Annotated in this window: 18 protein-coding genes; 12 read left to right on the top strand and 6 right to left on the bottom strand. The window is 70.8% G+C overall.

The features are described from left to right. Positions 1-122: 122 nt before the first annotated feature. Both ACMGDM_RS16255 and ACMGDM_RS16250 read right to left on the bottom strand, forming a co-directional pair. Positions 123-1,169 carry a hypothetical protein gene (locus ACMGDM_RS16255; RefSeq protein ID WP_436805144.1) on the bottom strand — a complete coding sequence of 349 codons (1,047 nt, stop codon included), beginning with the start codon at positions 1,167-1,169 and terminating at the stop codon, positions 123-125. Beyond that, complete coding sequence (locus ACMGDM_RS16250) at positions 1,166-1,975, bottom strand: glycosyltransferase family A protein (protein WP_436805143.1); 810 nt, start codon at positions 1,973-1,975, stop codon at positions 1,166-1,168. The genes ACMGDM_RS16255 and ACMGDM_RS16250 overlap by 4 nt, the downstream gene beginning before the upstream one ends. 56 nt (positions 1,976-2,031) lie before the next feature. On the opposite strand from ACMGDM_RS16250, the gene ACMGDM_RS16245 reads away from it, so the two are divergent. Further along, a complete protein-coding gene (locus ACMGDM_RS16245; protein ID WP_436805142.1) occupies positions 2,032-3,090 on the top strand; it encodes a glycosyltransferase in 1,059 nt (352 codons plus the stop codon). Further along, on the top strand, positions 3,090-3,860 hold the full coding sequence (locus ACMGDM_RS16240) for a glycosyltransferase family 2 protein (RefSeq protein ID WP_436805187.1): 771 nt from the start codon (positions 3,090-3,092) through the stop codon (positions 3,858-3,860). Before ACMGDM_RS16245 ends, ACMGDM_RS16240 begins: the two co-directional genes overlap by 1 nt. Before the next feature lie 416 nt (positions 3,861-4,276). Here ACMGDM_RS16240 and ACMGDM_RS16235 read toward each other — a convergent pair whose 3' ends face one another. From ACMGDM_RS16235 to ACMGDM_RS16225, 3 genes are all read right to left on the bottom strand, one after another. Further along, positions 4,277-4,666, bottom strand: coding sequence for an HIT domain-containing protein (locus ACMGDM_RS16235; protein WP_436805141.1), 390 nt, complete (start codon positions 4,664-4,666; stop codon positions 4,277-4,279). 10 nt (positions 4,667-4,676) lie between these two features. Next, positions 4,677-5,027, bottom strand: coding sequence for a phosphoribosyl-ATP diphosphatase (locus ACMGDM_RS16230; RefSeq protein ID WP_436805186.1), 351 nt, complete (start codon positions 5,025-5,027; stop codon positions 4,677-4,679). Between the two features lie 255 nt (positions 5,028-5,282). After that, a complete protein-coding gene (locus ACMGDM_RS16225; RefSeq protein WP_436805140.1) occupies positions 5,283-5,768 on the bottom strand; it encodes an SspB family protein in 486 nt (161 codons plus the stop codon). 73 nt (positions 5,769-5,841) lie between these two features. Between ACMGDM_RS16225 and hisB the strand changes: the two genes are divergently transcribed. The 7 genes from hisB (at position 5,842) to fumC (ending at position 11,504) form a co-directional block, all read left to right on the top strand. Beyond that, complete coding sequence (gene hisB, locus ACMGDM_RS16220; protein ID WP_277980712.1) at positions 5,842-6,429, top strand: imidazoleglycerol-phosphate dehydratase HisB; 588 nt, start codon at positions 5,842-5,844, stop codon at positions 6,427-6,429. After that, a complete protein-coding gene (locus ACMGDM_RS16215) occupies positions 6,426-6,734 on the top strand; it encodes a YciI family protein (protein WP_436805139.1) in 309 nt (102 codons plus the stop codon). Before hisB ends, ACMGDM_RS16215 begins: the two co-directional genes overlap by 4 nt. Beyond that, entirely contained in the window at positions 6,731-7,336 is a 606-nt protein-coding gene (hisH, locus tag ACMGDM_RS16210; protein ID WP_436805138.1) for an imidazole glycerol phosphate synthase subunit HisH, read from the top strand. The genes ACMGDM_RS16215 and hisH overlap by 4 nt, the downstream gene beginning before the upstream one ends. A gap of 214 nt (positions 7,337-7,550) precedes the next feature. Next, a complete protein-coding gene (hisA, locus tag ACMGDM_RS16205) occupies positions 7,551-8,285 on the top strand; it encodes a 1-(5-phosphoribosyl)-5-[(5-phosphoribosylamino)methylideneamino]imidazole-4-carboxamide isomerase (RefSeq protein WP_436805137.1) in 735 nt (244 codons plus the stop codon). A 393-nt stretch (positions 8,286-8,678) separates the two neighbouring features. Further along, positions 8,679-9,440, top strand: a complete 762-nt coding sequence (hisF, locus tag ACMGDM_RS16200; RefSeq protein WP_436805136.1) for an imidazole glycerol phosphate synthase subunit HisF — start codon at positions 8,679-8,681, stop codon at positions 9,438-9,440. A 32-nt stretch (positions 9,441-9,472) separates the two neighbouring features. Next, positions 9,473-10,033 (top strand): septal ring lytic transglycosylase RlpA family protein, encoded by a 561-nt coding sequence (locus ACMGDM_RS16195; RefSeq protein WP_436805185.1) that lies wholly within the window; start codon positions 9,473-9,475, stop codon positions 10,031-10,033. A gap of 55 nt (positions 10,034-10,088) precedes the next feature. Then, on the top strand, positions 10,089-11,504 hold the full coding sequence (fumC, locus tag ACMGDM_RS16190) for a class II fumarate hydratase (RefSeq protein ID WP_436805135.1): 1,416 nt from the start codon (positions 10,089-10,091) through the stop codon (positions 11,502-11,504). A 277-nt stretch (positions 11,505-11,781) separates the two neighbouring features. Here fumC and ACMGDM_RS16185 read toward each other — a convergent pair whose 3' ends face one another. After that, on the bottom strand, positions 11,782-12,063 hold the full coding sequence (locus ACMGDM_RS16185; protein WP_277981228.1) for an ETC complex I subunit: 282 nt from the start codon (positions 12,061-12,063) through the stop codon (positions 11,782-11,784). Between the two features lie 199 nt (positions 12,064-12,262). Between ACMGDM_RS16185 and dnaK the strand changes: the two genes are divergently transcribed. From dnaK to era, 3 genes are all read left to right on the top strand, one after another. Next, positions 12,263-14,173, top strand: a complete 1,911-nt coding sequence (gene dnaK, locus ACMGDM_RS16180) for a molecular chaperone DnaK (RefSeq protein WP_436805134.1) — start codon at positions 12,263-12,265, stop codon at positions 14,171-14,173. Between the two features lie 137 nt (positions 14,174-14,310). Next, the gene (gene dnaJ / locus ACMGDM_RS16175; protein ID WP_436805133.1) at positions 14,311-15,429 is read left to right on the top strand and encodes a molecular chaperone DnaJ; all 1,119 of its coding nucleotides are present in this window, start codon (positions 14,311-14,313) and stop codon (positions 15,427-15,429) included. Next, the gene (gene era / locus ACMGDM_RS16170; protein WP_436805132.1) at positions 15,426-16,349 is read left to right on the top strand and encodes a GTPase Era; all 924 of its coding nucleotides are present in this window, start codon (positions 15,426-15,428) and stop codon (positions 16,347-16,349) included. The genes dnaJ and era overlap by 4 nt, the downstream gene beginning before the upstream one ends. Positions 16,350-16,431: the final 82 nt, after the last annotated feature.

Raw genomic sequence — 16,431 nt, 5'->3', positions numbered from 1 at the left:
CGCCTATCCGGCGGGTGTACTGGTGTTCGTCCCGGGACACCTCCGTCATCCCGGCCTCGAGCCGGGATCCATGGCTCCGCGATGGCCACGGTTGGTGCATGCACGGCCCGATGGATCCCGGCTCAAGGCCGGGATGACGGCAAGGTGGTCGCGTTGCCGGGAGAGGATGGCGGGTCGGCTAGTGCCCGCTCTTCCTCCTCCTCCGCCGCCAGCGCCTCGCGGCTCTCCACCTCGGGCTGCTTCCACAGCGCGGTGAGCAGGTAGAACGCCAGGTTGCTCCCCTGCGTCAGCGCGCCACCGGCGAGCAGCAGCCCCGCCATCGCCTCGCGCGGGCCGTTGATCGTGCCGCTCATCTCCAGCGCGGCGCTGAGGAACAGCAGGTCGCGGTTGGGCACGATCGGCAGCCGCGAGATCACCATCTGCGCGGTGAGGAACACCAGCCACACGCTCCACGGCTCCTGCGGCAACACCACCGCCCATTGCGTCGCCTGGAGCAGCACCACGCCCGCGATCCGCGCCACGTGAATGGCGAGCACGCGCGCGGCGAGCGGCAGCGGCATCGCGATCAGCTGGCGCCGCAGCCGGAACAGCAGCGGCGCGAGGAACACCGCGCCGACCGCGCCCGCGATCAGCAGCGCCGGCCCAGGATCGAGCCAGGCTGCGATGCGCCGCCCGTTGCCCGCCGCGGCGAAGCCGAGCAGCAACAGCAGCGTCACCAGCCCCGACGACACCGCCGAGAGGATCGCATTGTCCTTGAGCCCGATCGCGATCGTCTTGGCGCGCAGGCCGACCACCCGGCGCAGCCACACGAACAGGTAGAGCTCGCCCGAATAGCCGACCAGCGCGCTGTTGAGGATGCGCTTGCGCACCAGCACCGGGAAGGCGCCCGGCAGCGGGCGCGCGAAGATGGTGCGGAACACCGCGATCTCGGACGCCGGCAGCACCAGGAAGGTGACGACGAACAGCAGATAGAACAGCGGGTCGGTCGGCAGCGACCGCGCCACCTGGCCCCAGCCGATCGCATTCACCTTGAGCACCATCCAGGTGACCATGCCGGCGAAGAACAGCACGCGCGCGGCCCAGCCGAGCCGGCGCACCCACGGCTTCTCACCCCACGGCCGCCACCCGCTGGCGGGCGGCGCGCCCGCCTCGCCCGAAGCGTCGCTCAAAACAGCCCCAAGGCGCGCGACTGCGCGACATAGGCGTCGAACGCGGCGCGCTGCGCGGAGGTCAGCCGGAAGGCGGAATAGCCCGCCGTGGTCCCGGTCCACTGGCGCAGCTTCCATTCGACGATCTGCGCCGGGCGCAGCGCCAGCCGCCGCTCGAAATGGCCGCGGTCCCAGGTGTTGCTGCCGTGGAAGCAGCGGATCAGCAGATGCGCCTCGGCGCGCGGGATCAGCGCGGTGCCGAGCTGCAGCCAGGCGTCGCGGAAGGTGCTGTCCTCGCCCTTGCGCTCCTTGGGGTAGCGGATGTCGTCGCGGCGGCGGTGGACGATCGTGCTCGGCGCACCGCCCTTGAACCAGCTGAGATAAGGGCGATCGAGCCAGGCGGGATCGTCGAGGTGCATCAGCGTCGCCTCGGCCCAGACCGCGGCCTTGTCGCCGAGCGTCTGGACCGAGCGCGCCAGCCGCTGCGGCGCGAACCAGTCGTCATCGTCCCAATGCGCCATCAGCGCGCCGCGCGCGAGATCGAGCGAGAGGTTGCGCAGCTCGCCCAGCGTCGTCGCCGGGTTCTTGGGGATGCGGTGGTGGATCAGCCGGTCGGCGGGCACGCGCGCGAGGATCGGGGCATAGTCCTCGCTGCCGTCGTCGACGATCACCAGCTCGCGGTTGGGATAGGTCTGCGCCAGGAAACAGTCGACCGACCGCTCGGTCAGCCGGCGCCGGTCGGCGGTGACCATCAGGCAGGAGACGCGCGGGCCGGCGTCGTCGAAGGGTCGGTCGGCGGGGCGGGCAGGGGCGGGAAAGTCGTTCACGGGCGTCAACCTAGGCAGCGCGCGTCGGCGCTGGTACGGGCGTGTGACCCGAGCCCATGACACGCATCATCTTCGTCCTCACCTATCCGACCTACCACGGCATCGCCGATCCGGCGGAGTGGCTGCGATGGGACAATCGCGACCGTCGGATGCCCGCGCTGTTAGCCGCGATGGGGGTGGATGTCGAGTTGTGGGGCGTCGCGGCGGCGGCGGCGGAGCACCGCCCGCCAGTGCCGCTCGGCTCGCGCTACAAGGTCCGGCTGTTCGAGCGCACCGGCGGCGGCGCGGCGTCGCGCGACCATTACAGCGACGCGCTGGTGGCGGCAGCGCGCGCCGACCCCGCCGATCTGTTCGTGCTGATCGGCACCAACGGCGGCGTTGGCTATCGCCTGTACGATCGCTGCCTGCGCCCCGACCGTCGCCGTTTCGCGCTGATCATCGGCGGCGATTACTGGAGCCGGCTGGTGCCGCACGCCAGCCTGCTGCTGACCGAGAGCGCTGTACAGGAGGAGGCGCTGGCCACGGGCGGTTGGCTGCGCCGCGCGATCCCGCGCGAGCGGATGGAGCGGCTGCCCAAGACGATCGACACCGAGCTGTTCCGCCCGCAGCCCGCCGAGCGCGCCTGGGACCTGCTCTCGGTGAGCCGGGTGACGCGGTGGAAGAGCTTCGCCGAGGTGGGCGCGCTGTCGCGCCACCACCGCGTCGCGGTGGCGGGCGGCGGGCCGCAGGAGGCCGCGATGAAGCGGCGCTATCCCGCGATCGACTGGCTCGGCCACGTGCCGCACGCGCGCATCCCGGATCTGCTGGCACAGACCGGCCTGTTCTTTCACGCCGGGCGACGCGACTATTTCCCGCGTGCCATTCCCGAGGCGATGGCGTGCGGGCGGCCGGTGGTGGCCTTCGCCGACCGGATCGGCGCCGACGTGCTGCCCGATTCCTGTGGGCTGCGCGTCACCGAGCGCGACTATCGCCCCTTGGTGGCGGCGCTGCTGCGCGACGAGCGGCGCATGGCGGAGATGGGCGCGGCGGCGCGCGCGCATGTGCTGGCGACGCATGGCCCGCGCTCGAGCGCGCCGGCGTGCCGCACGCTGCTGCGACTGGCGGAGGCGCGGTGATGCGCTGGACGTTCGTCATCGCCTATTACAACGAGGAAGCGTATCTCGCCGACACGCTCGCCAGCCTCGCCGCGCAGACGCTCCGGCCCTTCCGCCTGGTGCTGGTCGACAACGGCTCGTCCGACGCCTCGGCCGCGATCGCGCGCGCGTTCGCGAGTGACGGGGTGGAGCTGGTCCACCTCAGCGAGCCGCGCCCGGGCAAGATCATGGCGCTGGAGCGGGCGATGCCGGCGATCACCACCGAGTTCGTCGCGTTCGGCGACGCCGACACCTACTACCCGCCGTTTTATCTCGCCACCGCGCAGGCCGCGCTGGAGGCCGATCCGCGCGCGGTCGCGGCGATGGCCACCGACGTGCCGCGCGATCCCGCGGCGGCGCTCCGCAAGCGGCGCCACAACCAGCGCGTCAGCCGGCTATGGCCGAAGCAGACGCACACCGGCGGCTTCGGCCAGACCTTCCGCACCGCCGCGCTGGTGGCGGCAGGGGGCTATGCCGAGCGCTACTGGCCCTATGTGCTGATGGACCACGAGATCATGCAGCGCGTCGTGCAGCAGGGGCGGGTGGTCTATCCCTATGACCTGTGGTGCATCCCCTCGGACCGCCGCAGCGACCGCCGCCGCGTGCGCTGGACGCTGGCCGAGCGGCTATTGTACCATTTCACCCCGGCGGCGGCGAAGGACTGGTATTTCCACCGCTTCCTCGGCCCGCGGCTGGCGCGCCGCAAGCTGGGCCACCTCAACCTGCGCGAAAAGAGCTGGGAGACGCGCTGATCGGCGGGCGCGGGCCGGCTTCTTGGCTGCGGCTGCCCCCGTTTTCCCCTGCCGTCATCCTGAACTCGTTTCAGGGTCCACGGTGCGGCAGACTCAGCCGGGGGGCGCCCGCGGGGCGGTGGATCCGGCGACGAGCTCAAGTTGACGGTGGCGGGTCAAGGGGAGGGCGGCGCCCGACACGTCGCGGGCATGACGACGCGATCGGGGCGATCGCGCTCACGCCGGCTCTCTCGAGTCTGATCCGTCTCGTCTGAACCGCCGGCGTACTCCGGCAAGCGCCGGCGCCCCAGCGCCACGAACGTTACTGCCTGAGACTCTGGGCTCCCGCATGCGCGGGAGCACGGTTCAGCTTGGATGGATCAGGCGCACGCCCGCCCCGACCCCGCCCCGACCCCGCCCGGCCTCCGCCGCCGCGCTCAGCCGGCGTCGCGCTGCGCCAGCATCGGGCCGAGCGCGCGGCCGGCGAGGATATGGACGTGGAGGTGCGGCACCTCGGCGTGGCTGTCGAGCCCGGTGTTGGCGATCAGCCGGTAGCCGCGCTCGACCAGCCCGGCGTCGCGCGCCGCCTGGCCGATCGCGCGGGTGAGGCTGACGATCTCCGCCGCGCTCGCGCTGGCGGAGAAATCGTCCCAGCTGACGTAGCGCCCCTTGGGCACCGCGAGCAGATGCACCGGCGCCCAGGGCGCGATGTCGTGGAAGACGATGCTGTGCTCGTCCTCGTAGACGCGCTTCGACGGGATCTCGCCGCGCACCAATTTGGCAAAGATGTTGGCGTCGTCATAAGGCAAGGTGGCATCGACGGTCATCGGGTCCTCCTCATTCGGGGGCGAAGGCGAGCGGCAGCGGGCCGCCGCGCGCGGCCTTCTCGTCGTGGCCGGAGGTGCCCTCGCGCCGCGCCAGCTCGGCGCGGACGTCGTCGAGCGTCAGCCCGGCGTCGGCGAGCAGCACGAGCAGATGGTAGACCAGGTCCGCCGCCTCGGGCACGATCGCGCGCGCGTCGCCGCGCATCGCCGCGATCACCGTCTCCACCGCTTCCTCGCCGAGCTTCTGCGCGATCCGTCCGCGCCCGCGCGCGAACAGCGAGGCGGTGTAGGAGGAAGCGGCGTCGGCGCCGCGGCGCGACGCCACGGTGGCGAAGAGCCGGTCGAGCGGATCGGGCTGGTCCATGCCCGCGGCGTGCCGCGTCAAAGGCGCGGGGTCAAGGGACGCGCCGTGAACGCCTCGTCGGCGAGGAGCGCGGTCGCATTCGGGCGATTCGATAGGTCCGGCCCATTGCGCCTTACGGTCACCCCGGGCTTGTTCCGGGGTCCACTGCGCCGCACATGCCGGAGAAGAGGCTCAGAGCGAACGGCTTGCCGCATCGTGAACCGCGGAACAGGTCCGGGGTGACGACGGAGGGGAGGCCGCCGCACCCGGCGCGACTCACTTCTTGCGCTTGAAATCCACCGCCACGACGTTCGACCCGTCGGCCGCGCCGCCGGCCGGCGGGCCGTCGTTCTCGGCCGGGTCGTGCCCGCCGGGGCCGTCGCCCGGCCCCTCCTGGGCCTGGAAGCGCAGCTCGAAGTTTACCGCGGGATCGTGGAAGCCGGTGATCGCGGCATAGGGAATCACCAGCTTGCACGGAATCTGGTTGAAGCTCAGCCCGACCGAGAAGCGCTCCTCGTCGACGGTCAGGTCCCAGAAACGGTTCTGGAGCACGATCGTCATCTCGTCCGGGAAGCGCTCCACCAGCCGCGCCGGAATGTCGACTCCGGGCGCCTGCGTCTTGAAGGTGATGTAGAAATGGTGCTGGCCCGGCAGCCCGCCGGCCTCCGCGACCACACCGAGCACGCGCCCGACAACCGCGCGCAGTGCTTCCTGCACGATCTCGTCATAGGGAATCTGGCTGTCGGGCAGCATGTCGTTCATGCGCTTATGGGTAGCGTGATGGGCCGAGCGGTCAAGGTTGCTTGGACCGCCCAGCGCGTTATGGACCAGCGGCATGCGCACCGCCACGCTTCGCCGCGACACCAGCGAGACCCGTATCAGCGTCTCCGTCGACCTCGACGGCACCGGCCAGTATGACATCCACACCGGGGTCGGCTTCTTCGACCATATGCTCGAGCAGCTCGCGCGCCACTCGCTGATCGACGTCACGCTCCACTGCGACGGCGACCTCCACATCGACCAGCACCATACGGTGGAGGATAGCGCGCTCGCGCTCGGCAGCGCGGTGGCGCAGGCGCTCGGCGACAAGCGCGGCATCCGCCGCTACGCCGACGCCTTGTCGCCGATGGACGAGACGCTCACCCGAGTCGCGCTCGACATCTCGGGGCGGCCGTGGCTGGTGTGGAAGACCGCCTTCACCCAGACCCGGCTGGGCGAAATGGACACCGAGTTGTTCCAGCACTGGTTCCACAGCTTCGCGCAGAATGCCGGGATCACGCTCCACGTCGAGACGCTATACGGCGACAACAACCACCATATCGCCGAGAGCGCGTTCAAGGGGCTGGCGCGCGCGCTGCGCGAGGCGATCGAGATCGATCCGCGCAAGGTCGGCGTGATCCCCTCGACCAAGGGCACGCTGTGAGCAGCTTCCGCGCCGGCGGCGCGCTGAGCCTGATCCTGCTGACCTATGGCGACATCGACGCGATCGACGCGCTGATGCCGGCGCATGTCGCCTGGCTCGAGGCCGGCTTCGCCGAAGGTGCCTTCCTCGTCGCGGGGCGGCGCGAGCCGCGCACCGGCGGAGTAATCGTGGTGCGCGGCGACCGCGCCGCCGCCGAGGCGATCGCCGCGACCGATCCGTTCGTCACCGGCGGCGCGGCGACCGCCGACGTGGTGCCGTTCCACGCCAGCTTCGCCGCCGACCCGGTCCGCGCGTGGCTGGCATGACGCTGGCGCTGATCGACTATCAGGCCGGCAACCTCCATTCGGTCGCCAACGCGCTGCGCGCCGCGGGGTGCGACGACCTGGTCGTCACCGCCGACCCCGACGCCGTGGCGCGTGCCGACCGGATCGTGCTGCCGGGCGTGGGCGCGTTCGGCGCGTGCGCGGCGGCGTTGCGCGCGGTCGACGGGCTGGTGCCCGCGCTCGAGCGCCGCGTGCTGGAGGAGGGCGCGCCGTTCCTCGGCATCTGCGTCGGCATGCAGCTGCTGGCGACCGCGGGCGAGGAGCTCGGCCGCCACGCCGGGCTTGGCTGGATCGACGGCACCGTCCGCCGCATCGACGTCGCGGGCACCGACGCCAAGGTGCCGCACATGGGCTGGAACGACGTGGTGCCGCAGGCCGAGCACGCGCTGATCGTGCCGGGCGAGGCCTATTTCCTCCACAGCTACGCCTTCACCGGCGCGCAGGTGGTGGCGACCACCGACCATGCCGGTCCGGTCACCGCCGCGGTGGCGCGCGACACGATCGTGGGGGTGCAGTTCCACCCCGAGAAGAGCCAGCAATATGGTCTGGCGCTGCTGAAACGCTTTCTCGCGTGGCGGCCGTGAGGGGCACGGCGGTGGTGAGTCGGTCGCCCTCTTCCCGCTCCCAGCGTCATCCTGAACTCGTTTCAGGATCCACGGCTCCGCGTTCTCGCCGGCCGCTGGGTGAGCGGCACGGTGGATCCCGGACCAAGTCCGGGATGACGGTAGCGGAGCGGGCAGCGTCACACCCGACGGCAACGCTTCGCATCCGCCACGCCACCTCCCAGAGTAACCCCGCATGACCCTCATTGTCTTTCCCGCGATCGACCTCAAACAGGGGCAGGTGGTCCGCTTGGCCGAGGGCGACATGGCGCGCGCCACCGTCTACGGCGACGACCCCGCCGCGCAGGCGATGCTGTTCGCCGACGCGGGCGCGGAACACCTCCATGTCGTCGACCTCGACGGCGCCTTCGCCGGCGCCAGCGTCAACGGCGAGGCGGTGCGCGCGATCGTCGCGCGCTTTCCCGGCCACGTCCAGCTCGGCGGCGGCATCCGCACCCGCGAGAGCGTCGAGCGCTGGTTCGATCTCGGCGTGTCGCGCGTGGTGATCGGCACCGCCGCGCTGGAGGACCCCGAGTTCGTCCGCGGCGCCGCGCGCGACTTCCCCGGCGGCGTGGTGGTGGCGGTGGACGCGCGTGACGGCATGGTCGCGACCAAGGGCTGGGCCGACGTGTCGAGTACCAGCGTCGTCGAGCTCGCGCGTCGCTTCGAGGACGCGGGCGTGGCGGCGCTGCTCTTCACCGATGTGGGCCGCGACGGGCTGCTCAAGGGCGCCAACATCGAGGCGACGGTGGACCTCGCGCGCGCGGTCGACATCCCCGTGATCGCGAGCGGCGGCGTCGCCGGGATCGCCGACATCCACGTGCTGGCGCTCCACGCGCGCGACGGGGTGGAGGGCGTGATCACCGGGCGCGCGCTGTATGATGGCCGGCTCGACCTCGCGGCGGCGCTGAGCGTGGCGGCGGCGGCGTAGCGGACAGCGCGCGGCGGAAGCGTCACGGAAGGCCGCTGCGCGCGGACCATCGCCGCCCGGTACGCGAGACCAACCCGCTCGTCGCGCATCGCCGTGCGTGAAGCGCCTGCAGCCAGAAACGCTCCTGCTGCTCCAGCCGAGCCTCCCAGGCGCGCTGCCGAAACCAGGACCAATAGGTGATCGTCCGGCGCTCGTGGGGCCACTCGGTCGGGAAAGCGCCGTGCGGATTGGCCAGGAGGACCAGCAGCACACAGAAGCGGCACCGCATCGCCCGACTCTCCCCCGCCAAGAGGAAGGAGGATGCCGACGGGCGCGCCACGCGGAACCCCCTCGCTGACCGAGTTCGGCGCCCGCGCTTGCCCTCACCCGCGCGCACGGGCATGTGCCTCGCACATGACCGTCCGTGCCCGTGTGATCCCGTGCCTCGACGTCGCCGCCGGCCGCGTCGTCAAGGGCGTCAACTTCGTCGATCTGGTCGATGCCGGTGACCCGGTCGAGCAGGCGCGCGCCTATGATGCCGCCGGCGCGGACGAGCTCTGCTTCCTCGACATCACCGCCAGCCACGAGGCGCGCGGCACGCTCCTCGACGTGGTGCGCCGCACCGCCGCGGTCTGCTTCATGCCGCTCACCGTGGGGGGCGGGGTGCGCAGCGCCGAGGACGCGCGCGCGCTGCTGCTCGCCGGCGCGGACAAGGTCGCGGTCAATTCCGCCGCGGTGGCGCGTCCCGAGCTGGTGAGCGACATCGCCGAGCGGTTCGGCAGCCAGTGCTGCGTCGCCAGCGTCGACGCGCGTCGCGTCGGCAACGGCTGGGAAGTGTTCACCCACGGCGGGCGCCGCGCCACCGGGATCGACGCGGTGGCGCACGCGCTGCGCCTCGCCGAGCTGGGCGCGGGCGAGTTGCTGGTCACCTCGATGGACCGCGACGGCACGCGCGGCGGCTACGACCTCGCGCTGGTGCGTGCGATCGCCGACCGCACCGAGGTGCCGGTGGTGGCGTCAGGCGGGGTGGGCGGGCTGGACGATCTCGTCGCGGGGGTGACCGAGGGTCATGCCTCCGCGGTGCTCGCCGCCTCGATCTTCCATTTTGGCCACGCCACGGTCGCGCAGGCGCACGCCGCACTCGCCGCCGCGGGCGTGCCGGTGCGCGCGCATTGAGCGGCACCGCGCGGCGCGCGGGAGGGACGCGGATCGCACGCGGCACGGCGGGGACGCTGCTCGCGGCGCTGCTCGCCGCTTGCGGCGGGCACTACCGGCCGGTGAGCGACTCGCCGGTGCGGCTCGGCGCCCCCTATGTGGTGCGCGGGGTGACCTACACGCCCGCGGCGGACCCGTCCTATGACATGCTCGGCTATGCCAGCTGGTACGGTAGCGAGTCGGGCAATCGCACCGCCAATGGCGAGCGCTTCCGTGCCAAATGGGTCACCGCGGCGCATCCGACGCTGCCGCTGCCGAGCTACGTCGAGGTCACCGCGCTCGCCACCGGGCGGGTGGTGCTGCTGCGCGTCAACGATCGCGGGCCGTTCGCGCGCGACCGCCTGATCGACCTGTCGCGCGGTGCGGCCGAGCTGCTCGGGGTGCGCGCGCAGGGTCACGTCGCGGTGCGGGTCCGCGTGGTGGAGCCGCCGGAGCATGACCGCGCGCGGCTGCGGCGCGGCAAGCCCGCGACGCCGCGGCCCGACGTCACGCCGGAGGTCGCCGCCAACCTGCGCGCGCAGCTGGAGACCGGGCTGCGCGCGCGGGGGCGGTGAGCGACCCGGTATGGCGCGCGCGCAACGCGCCGCGCTCCCGCGAGTTGACGCCTCCATGACCGATGCTCCCCACGACCCCGCCGCCACCCGCACCGAGACCGATTCGATCGGCGCGATCGAGGTGCCTGCCACCGCTTACTGGGGCGCGCAGACCGAGCGCAGCCTCGAAAACTTCCCGTTCGGCGCGCGCGAGCGGATGCCGATCGAGATCGTCCGCGCACTCGCGCTGGTGAAGCAGGCGGCGGCGCGGGTGAACCGCCGCCATGGCCTCGCCGCCGAGAAGGCGGATGCGATCGAAGCGGCGGCGCAGGAAGTCGCGCAGGGGCTGCTCGATGATCAGTTCCCGCTGGTGATCTGGCAGACCGGCAGCGGCACGCAGAGCAACATGAACGTCAACGAGGTGATCGCGGGCCGCGCCAACGAGATCCTCACCGGCCAGCGCGGCGGCAAGACGCCGGTCCACCCCAATGACGACGTCAATCGGGGCCAATCCTCCAACGACAGCTTCCCCACCGCGCTCCACGTCGCGTGCTCGCTCGCGGTGCGCCGGCGTCTGATCCCGGCGATCGAGACGCTCCATGCCTCGCTCGACGCGCGCGCGCGCGAATGGGCCGGGCTGGTCAAGATCGGCCGCACCCATCTGCAGGACGCCACGCCGCTGACGCTCGGCAACGAATTCTCCGGCTATGCGCACCAGCTGCATCGCTGCCTGCGGCGGATCGAGCCCGCGGTGGAGCAGGGCACCGACCGGCTCGCGCAGGGCGGCACCGCGGTGGGCACCGGGCTCAACGCGCCCAAGGGCTTCGCGCGCGACGTCGCCGCCGAACTCGCCGCGATCACCGGGGTGGCGTTCGCGCCGGCGGAGAACTTCTTCGAGGCGCTCGCCAGCAACGACCCGCTCGTCCATCTCTCCGGCGCGCTCAACACGCTGGCGGTGGCGTGCAACAAGATCGCCAACGACATCCGCCTGCTCGGCTCGGGGCCGCGCAGCGGGCTGGGCGAGCTCGACCTGCCGGCCAACGAGCCGGGCAGCTCGATCATGCCGGGCAAGGTCAACCCGACGCAATGCGAGATGCTGACGATGGTGGCGGCGCAGGTGATGGGCAATCACGTCGCGGTCACCGTCGGCGGCGCGCAGGGGCATCTCGAGCTCAACGTGTTCAAGCCGATGCTCGGCGCGGCGGTGCTGCGCTCGATCGACCTGCTGGCGACCGGGTGCGAGAGCTTCGCGCGGCGCTGCGTCGATGGGCTGCGCGCCAACGAGGGGCGGATCGGCGAGCTGGTCGAGCGCTCGCTGATGCTGGTCACCGCGCTCGCGCCCGAGATCGGCTATGACCATGCTGCCAAGATCGCCAAGCACGCGCATGAGCGCGGGCTCACGCTGCGCGAGGCCGGGCTGGAACTGGGCCTGGTGGACGAGGCGACGTTCGACCGCGTGGTGCGGCCGGAGGCGATGCTGGGCGAGCGGTAAGGGAGCCAGCGCGGCGCGTCATCGTGACGTCCGCGAGCTCGTTCCACGCTTTGCCTCATGTCATTGCCGTCATCCTGAACTCGTTTCAGGATCCACCGTCCGGCCAGTATCGCGGCCGCTAAGTGCGCGGGGTGGTGGATCCCGAAACGAGTTCGGGATGACGCCAGCTAAGGGGCCAGCGGCGCGTCAATCATCGTCTTTCGGCCCGGTGCGCTCGACCGATCTGGCCGCCCAGGTCAGTCCATGGCGTCAGGGCGCGCCTCGCGCCCCCCGGAACCTACCGGAAGTTATCCGCGTAGCTTTGCAGCTTCAGCGTCTTGGTCGGGGTCGGGATCACGGTGTAGCGCAGCCCCTGCTGCTCGGCATACGCCACCGCCGCCTCGCAGGTCGGGAAGCCCAGCTTGATCTGGTCGCGCGTGTCGCCGCTGCCGGCCCAGCCGGTCAGCGCGTCGGCCTTCTTCGGTTCGCCGGGCTCGAACTCGAGCTGCCAGTGATCGGTGCGGGCCTTGCCCGACTGCATGGCGTTCTTCGGGCGCTGGTAGATGCGGGCGGTCTGCATGATCGTGTCTCCCTACGTGACACGCGCGAGTCAGGCAATCGTTCCCGGTGTCGCCCGCCCCACCTCTCGCCACACCGGCGCCGCAATCTTGCGGGGCGCGACCGCGCTCCTATATCGCGCTTCGTCATCGCGGTTGCGCTGCCGTAACGGGGCGCCGCCGCATCAATACACGTCAACGCAGGGGCTAGGCAAAGCACTCATGGCAAAAGTTATCGGGATCGACCTCGGCACCACCAATTCGTGCGTGGCCGTGATGGAAGGCGGCAAGGCCAAGGTCATCGAGAATGCGGAGGGCGCGCGCACCACGCCGTCGATCGTCGCCTTCGCCAAGGACGGCGAGCGGCTGATCGGCCAGCCGGCCAAGCGCCAGGCCGTGACCAACGGCGACAACACGATCTTCGCGGTGAAGCGCCTGATCGGCCGCCGCTTCGACGATCCCGTCACCAAGAAGGACACCGAGCTGGTCCCGTACAAGATCGTGCGCGGGTCGAACGGTGACGCGTGGGTGAGCGCCGGCGGCAAGGAGTACAGCCCGTCGCAGATCAGCGCCTTCACGCTGCAGAAGATGAAGGAGACCGCCGAGTCGTACCTCGGCGAGACCGTCACGCAGGCGGTGATCACCGTTCCGGCATACTTCAACGACGCGCAGCGCCAGGCGACCAAGGACGCCGGCCAGATCGCGGGCCTTGAGGTGCTGCGCATCATCAACGAGCCGACCGCGGCGGCGCTGGCCTATGGGCTGGACAAGCAGGACGGCAAGACGATCGCGGTCTATGACCTTGGCGGCGGCACGTTCGACGTCTCGGTGCTCGAGATCGGTGACGGCGTGTTCGAGGTGAAGGCCACCAACGGCGACACCTTCCTCGGCGGCGAGGATTTCGACAACAAGATCGTCGACTATCTCGCGCAGGGCTTTCAAAAGGACGAGGGCATCGACCTCACCAAGGACAAGCTCGCGCTGCAGCGCCTCAAGGAAGCCGCGGAGAAGGCGAAGATCGAGCTGTCGTCGGCGCAGTCGACCGAGGTCAACCTGCCCTTCATCACCGCCGACCAGAACGGCCCGAAGCATCTGGTCAAGACGATCACCCGCGCCGATCTGGAGCGGCTGGTCGAGGACTTGATCAAGCGCACGCTCGATCCGTGCAAGAAGGCGCTGGCCGACGCGGGGGTCTCCGCCAATGAGATCAGCGAAGTGGTGCTGGTCGGCGGCATGACGCGCATGCCGCGCGTGCGCGAGATCGTGAAGCAGTTCTTCGGCAAGGACCCGCACACCGGCGTGAACCCCGACGAGGTGGTCGCGATGGGCGCGGCGATCCAGGCGGGCGTGCTCCAGGGCGACGTCAAGGACGTGCTGCTGCTCGACGTCACCCCGCTGTCGCTCGGCATCGAGACGCTGGGCGGCGTGTTCACGCGCATGATCGATCGCAACACCACGATCCCGACCAAGAAGACCCAGGTCTATTCGACTGCCGACGACAATCAGCAGGCGGTGACGATCCGGGTGTTCCAGGGCGAGCGCGAGATGGCGGCGGACAACAAGCTGCTCGGCCAGTTCGACCTCGTCGGCATTCCGCCGGCGCCGCGCGGCGTGCCGCAGATCGAGGTGACGTTCGACATCGACGCCAACGGTATCGTCAACGTCTCGGCCAAGGACAAGGGCACCGGCAAGGAGACCCAGATCCGCATCCAGGCCTCGGGCGGTCTCTCCGACGCCGACATCGACCAGATGGTGCGCGACGCCGAATCGTTCGCCGAGGAGGACAAGAAGCGCCGTGCCGCGGCCGAGGCGAAGAACAACGCCGAGTCGCTGATCCACACCACCGAGCGTCAGCTCGCCGACAATGGCGACAAGGTCGACGAATCGCTCCGCGGTGAGATCCAGGGCGCGATCGACGCCGCCAAGAAGGCGGTGGAGTCGAACGATCCCGAGCAGATGAACGAGAAGAGCCAGGCGCTCGCGCAGGTCGCGATGAAGCTTGGCCAGGCGATCTACGAGAAGCAGCAGCAGAGCGAGGCCGCGCCGCAGGGCGAGACCGCGCAGGCCGATGCGCCCAAGGACGACGTGGTCGACGCCGAATTCTCGGAAGTCGACGACAACCACAAGGCGTGATCCGCGCCGGAGTGAACTGAGATGAACCTCTCCCGTCATACCGGCGCAGGCCGGTATCCAGCGCCGCAGACGAAACCGCGCGCGGCACTGGACCCCGGCTTTCACCGGGGTGACGGCGACGGGCGCGGGGGCGTTGCATGACCGAGATCGACTATTACGAGCTGCTCGAATGCGAGCGGACCGCGGACGCGGCGACGATCAAATCGTCGTATCGCAAGCTCGCGATGAAATACCATCCCGACAAGAACGCCGGGTGCAAGGACAGCGAGGCCAAGTTCAAGGCGGTCAGCGAGGCCTATGACTGCCTCAAGGACCCGCAGAAGCGCGCCGCCTATGATCGCTTCGGCCACGCCGCTTTCAAGAACGGTGGCGGCGGTGGCGGCGGTGCGCAGGATTTCTCCGGCTTCTCCGACATCTTCGAAAGCGTGTTCGGCGAGTTCATGGGCGGCCAGCGCGGCGGCGGGCGGCAGGTGCGCCGCGGCGCCGACCTGCGCTACGACATGGAGATCACGCTGGAGGAGGCGTATCACGGCAAGGAGACGGAGATCACCGTCGACATCTCCGCCGCGTGCGACAGCTGCCACGGCACCGGCTCCAAGCCGGGCACCCACGCGCACACCTGCCAGCACTGCCACGGTCACGGTAAGGTGCGCGCGCAGCAGGGCTTCTTCGTGGTCGAGCGGGCCTGCCCGCTGTGCCACGGCTCGGGCGAGGTGATCACCGATCCGTGCGGCGACTGCCGTGGCGAGGGTCGGGTCGAGAAGACCAAGACGCTCGCGGTCAACGTGCCGCCGGGCGTCGACGAGGGCACGCGCGTGCGGCTCACCGGCGAGGGCGAGGCGGGGGCGCGGGGCGCGCCGCCGGGCGACCTCTACATCTTCCTGCATGTGAAGCGGCACGCGATCTTCGAGCGGGAGGGCACCACGTTATTCGCGCGTGCGCCGATCAGCTTCACCACCGCGGCGCTGGGTGGGACGCTGTCGATCCCCGGGCTCGACGGCAAGCGCCACGAGGTGAAGATCCCCGCCGGCATCCAGTCGGGCAAGCAGCTGCGCCAGCGCGGCGCGGGCATGCCCGTGCTGCAAGGGCGCGGCACCGGCGACCTGGTGATCCAGGTCGAGGTGGAGACGCCGACCAAGCTCAGCACGCGCCAGCGCGCGCTGCTGGAGGAGTTCCGCGAAACCGAGACGGGTGACGAATGCCCGCAGAGCCAGGGCTTCTTCTCGCGGCTCAAGAACGCGATCGCGGGCGAGTGAGCGGCGGGGACGAGACTCCCGCCGCGCCGGTGACGCGCTGCGGGCTGGTCGCGGTGGTGGGCGCGCCCAACGCGGGCAAGTCGACCCTGGTCAATGCCTTGGTAGGCCAGAAGGTGGCGATCGTCAGCCCCAAGGCGCAGACCACGCGCGCGCGGCTCATGGGCGTGGCGCTCCAGGACGAGGCGCAGCTGCTGCTGGTCGACACGCCCGGCATCTTCGAGCCGCGCCGCCGGCTTGACCGCGCGATGGTGGCCGCCGCCTGGGGCGGCGCCGAGGGCGCCGACGTCATCGCCCTGGTGGTTGACGGCAAGGGCGGGCTCGGCCCCAAGGTGACCGAGATCGTCGCGGCGCTGAAGGAACGGCGCGAGCCAATCTATCTCGTGCTCAACAAGGTCGACCTCGCCGACAAGCCCAAGCTGCTGATCCACGCGGAGAAGCTCAACGCGCTGCTGCCCTTCGCGGAAACCTTCTTCGTGTCGGCGCAGACCGGCGACGGATTGCCCCAGCTCAAGCATGCGCTGGCGGCGGCGATGCCGGCGGGGCCGTGGCATTATCCCGAGGACCAGGTGTCCGACGCGTCCGAGCGCGCGCTGGCGGCGGAGGTGACGCGCGAGCAGCTCTACCTCCAGCTCCACGCCGAGCTGCCCTATGCCAGCGTGGTCGAGACCGAGAAGTTCAGCGAGCGCGAGGACGGCTCGGCCGAGATCCACCAGCAGATCTTGGTCGAGCGCGTGACCCAGCGCGCGATCGTGCTGGGCAAGGGCGGCGCGCGCATCCGCGAGATCGGCGCGCGCGCACGCGCCGAGCTGGCGGTGCTGCTGGACCGGCCGGTCCACCTCTACCTCCATGTCAAGGTGAAGCCCGGCTGGGACGAGGACCGCGGCGTGTATCGCGACATCGGGCTCGACTGGGTGGAGTGAGGGCGGGGCGCCGCGGCTCGGCGTGAGCCGTGCCGCGTCGCAGCCGCGCCTAGCATTACGGGACCCGGTCCGATTGACCGGC

Origin of the sequence: Sphingomonas larreae, from assembly GCF_051400595.1 — a bacterium.
In the GTDB taxonomy this organism is placed as follows: domain Bacteria; phylum Pseudomonadota; class Alphaproteobacteria; order Sphingomonadales; family Sphingomonadaceae; genus Sphingomonas.
Note: the sequence above shows the minus strand (reverse complement) of the source record. Positions and strands in the feature narration are given on the sequence as shown.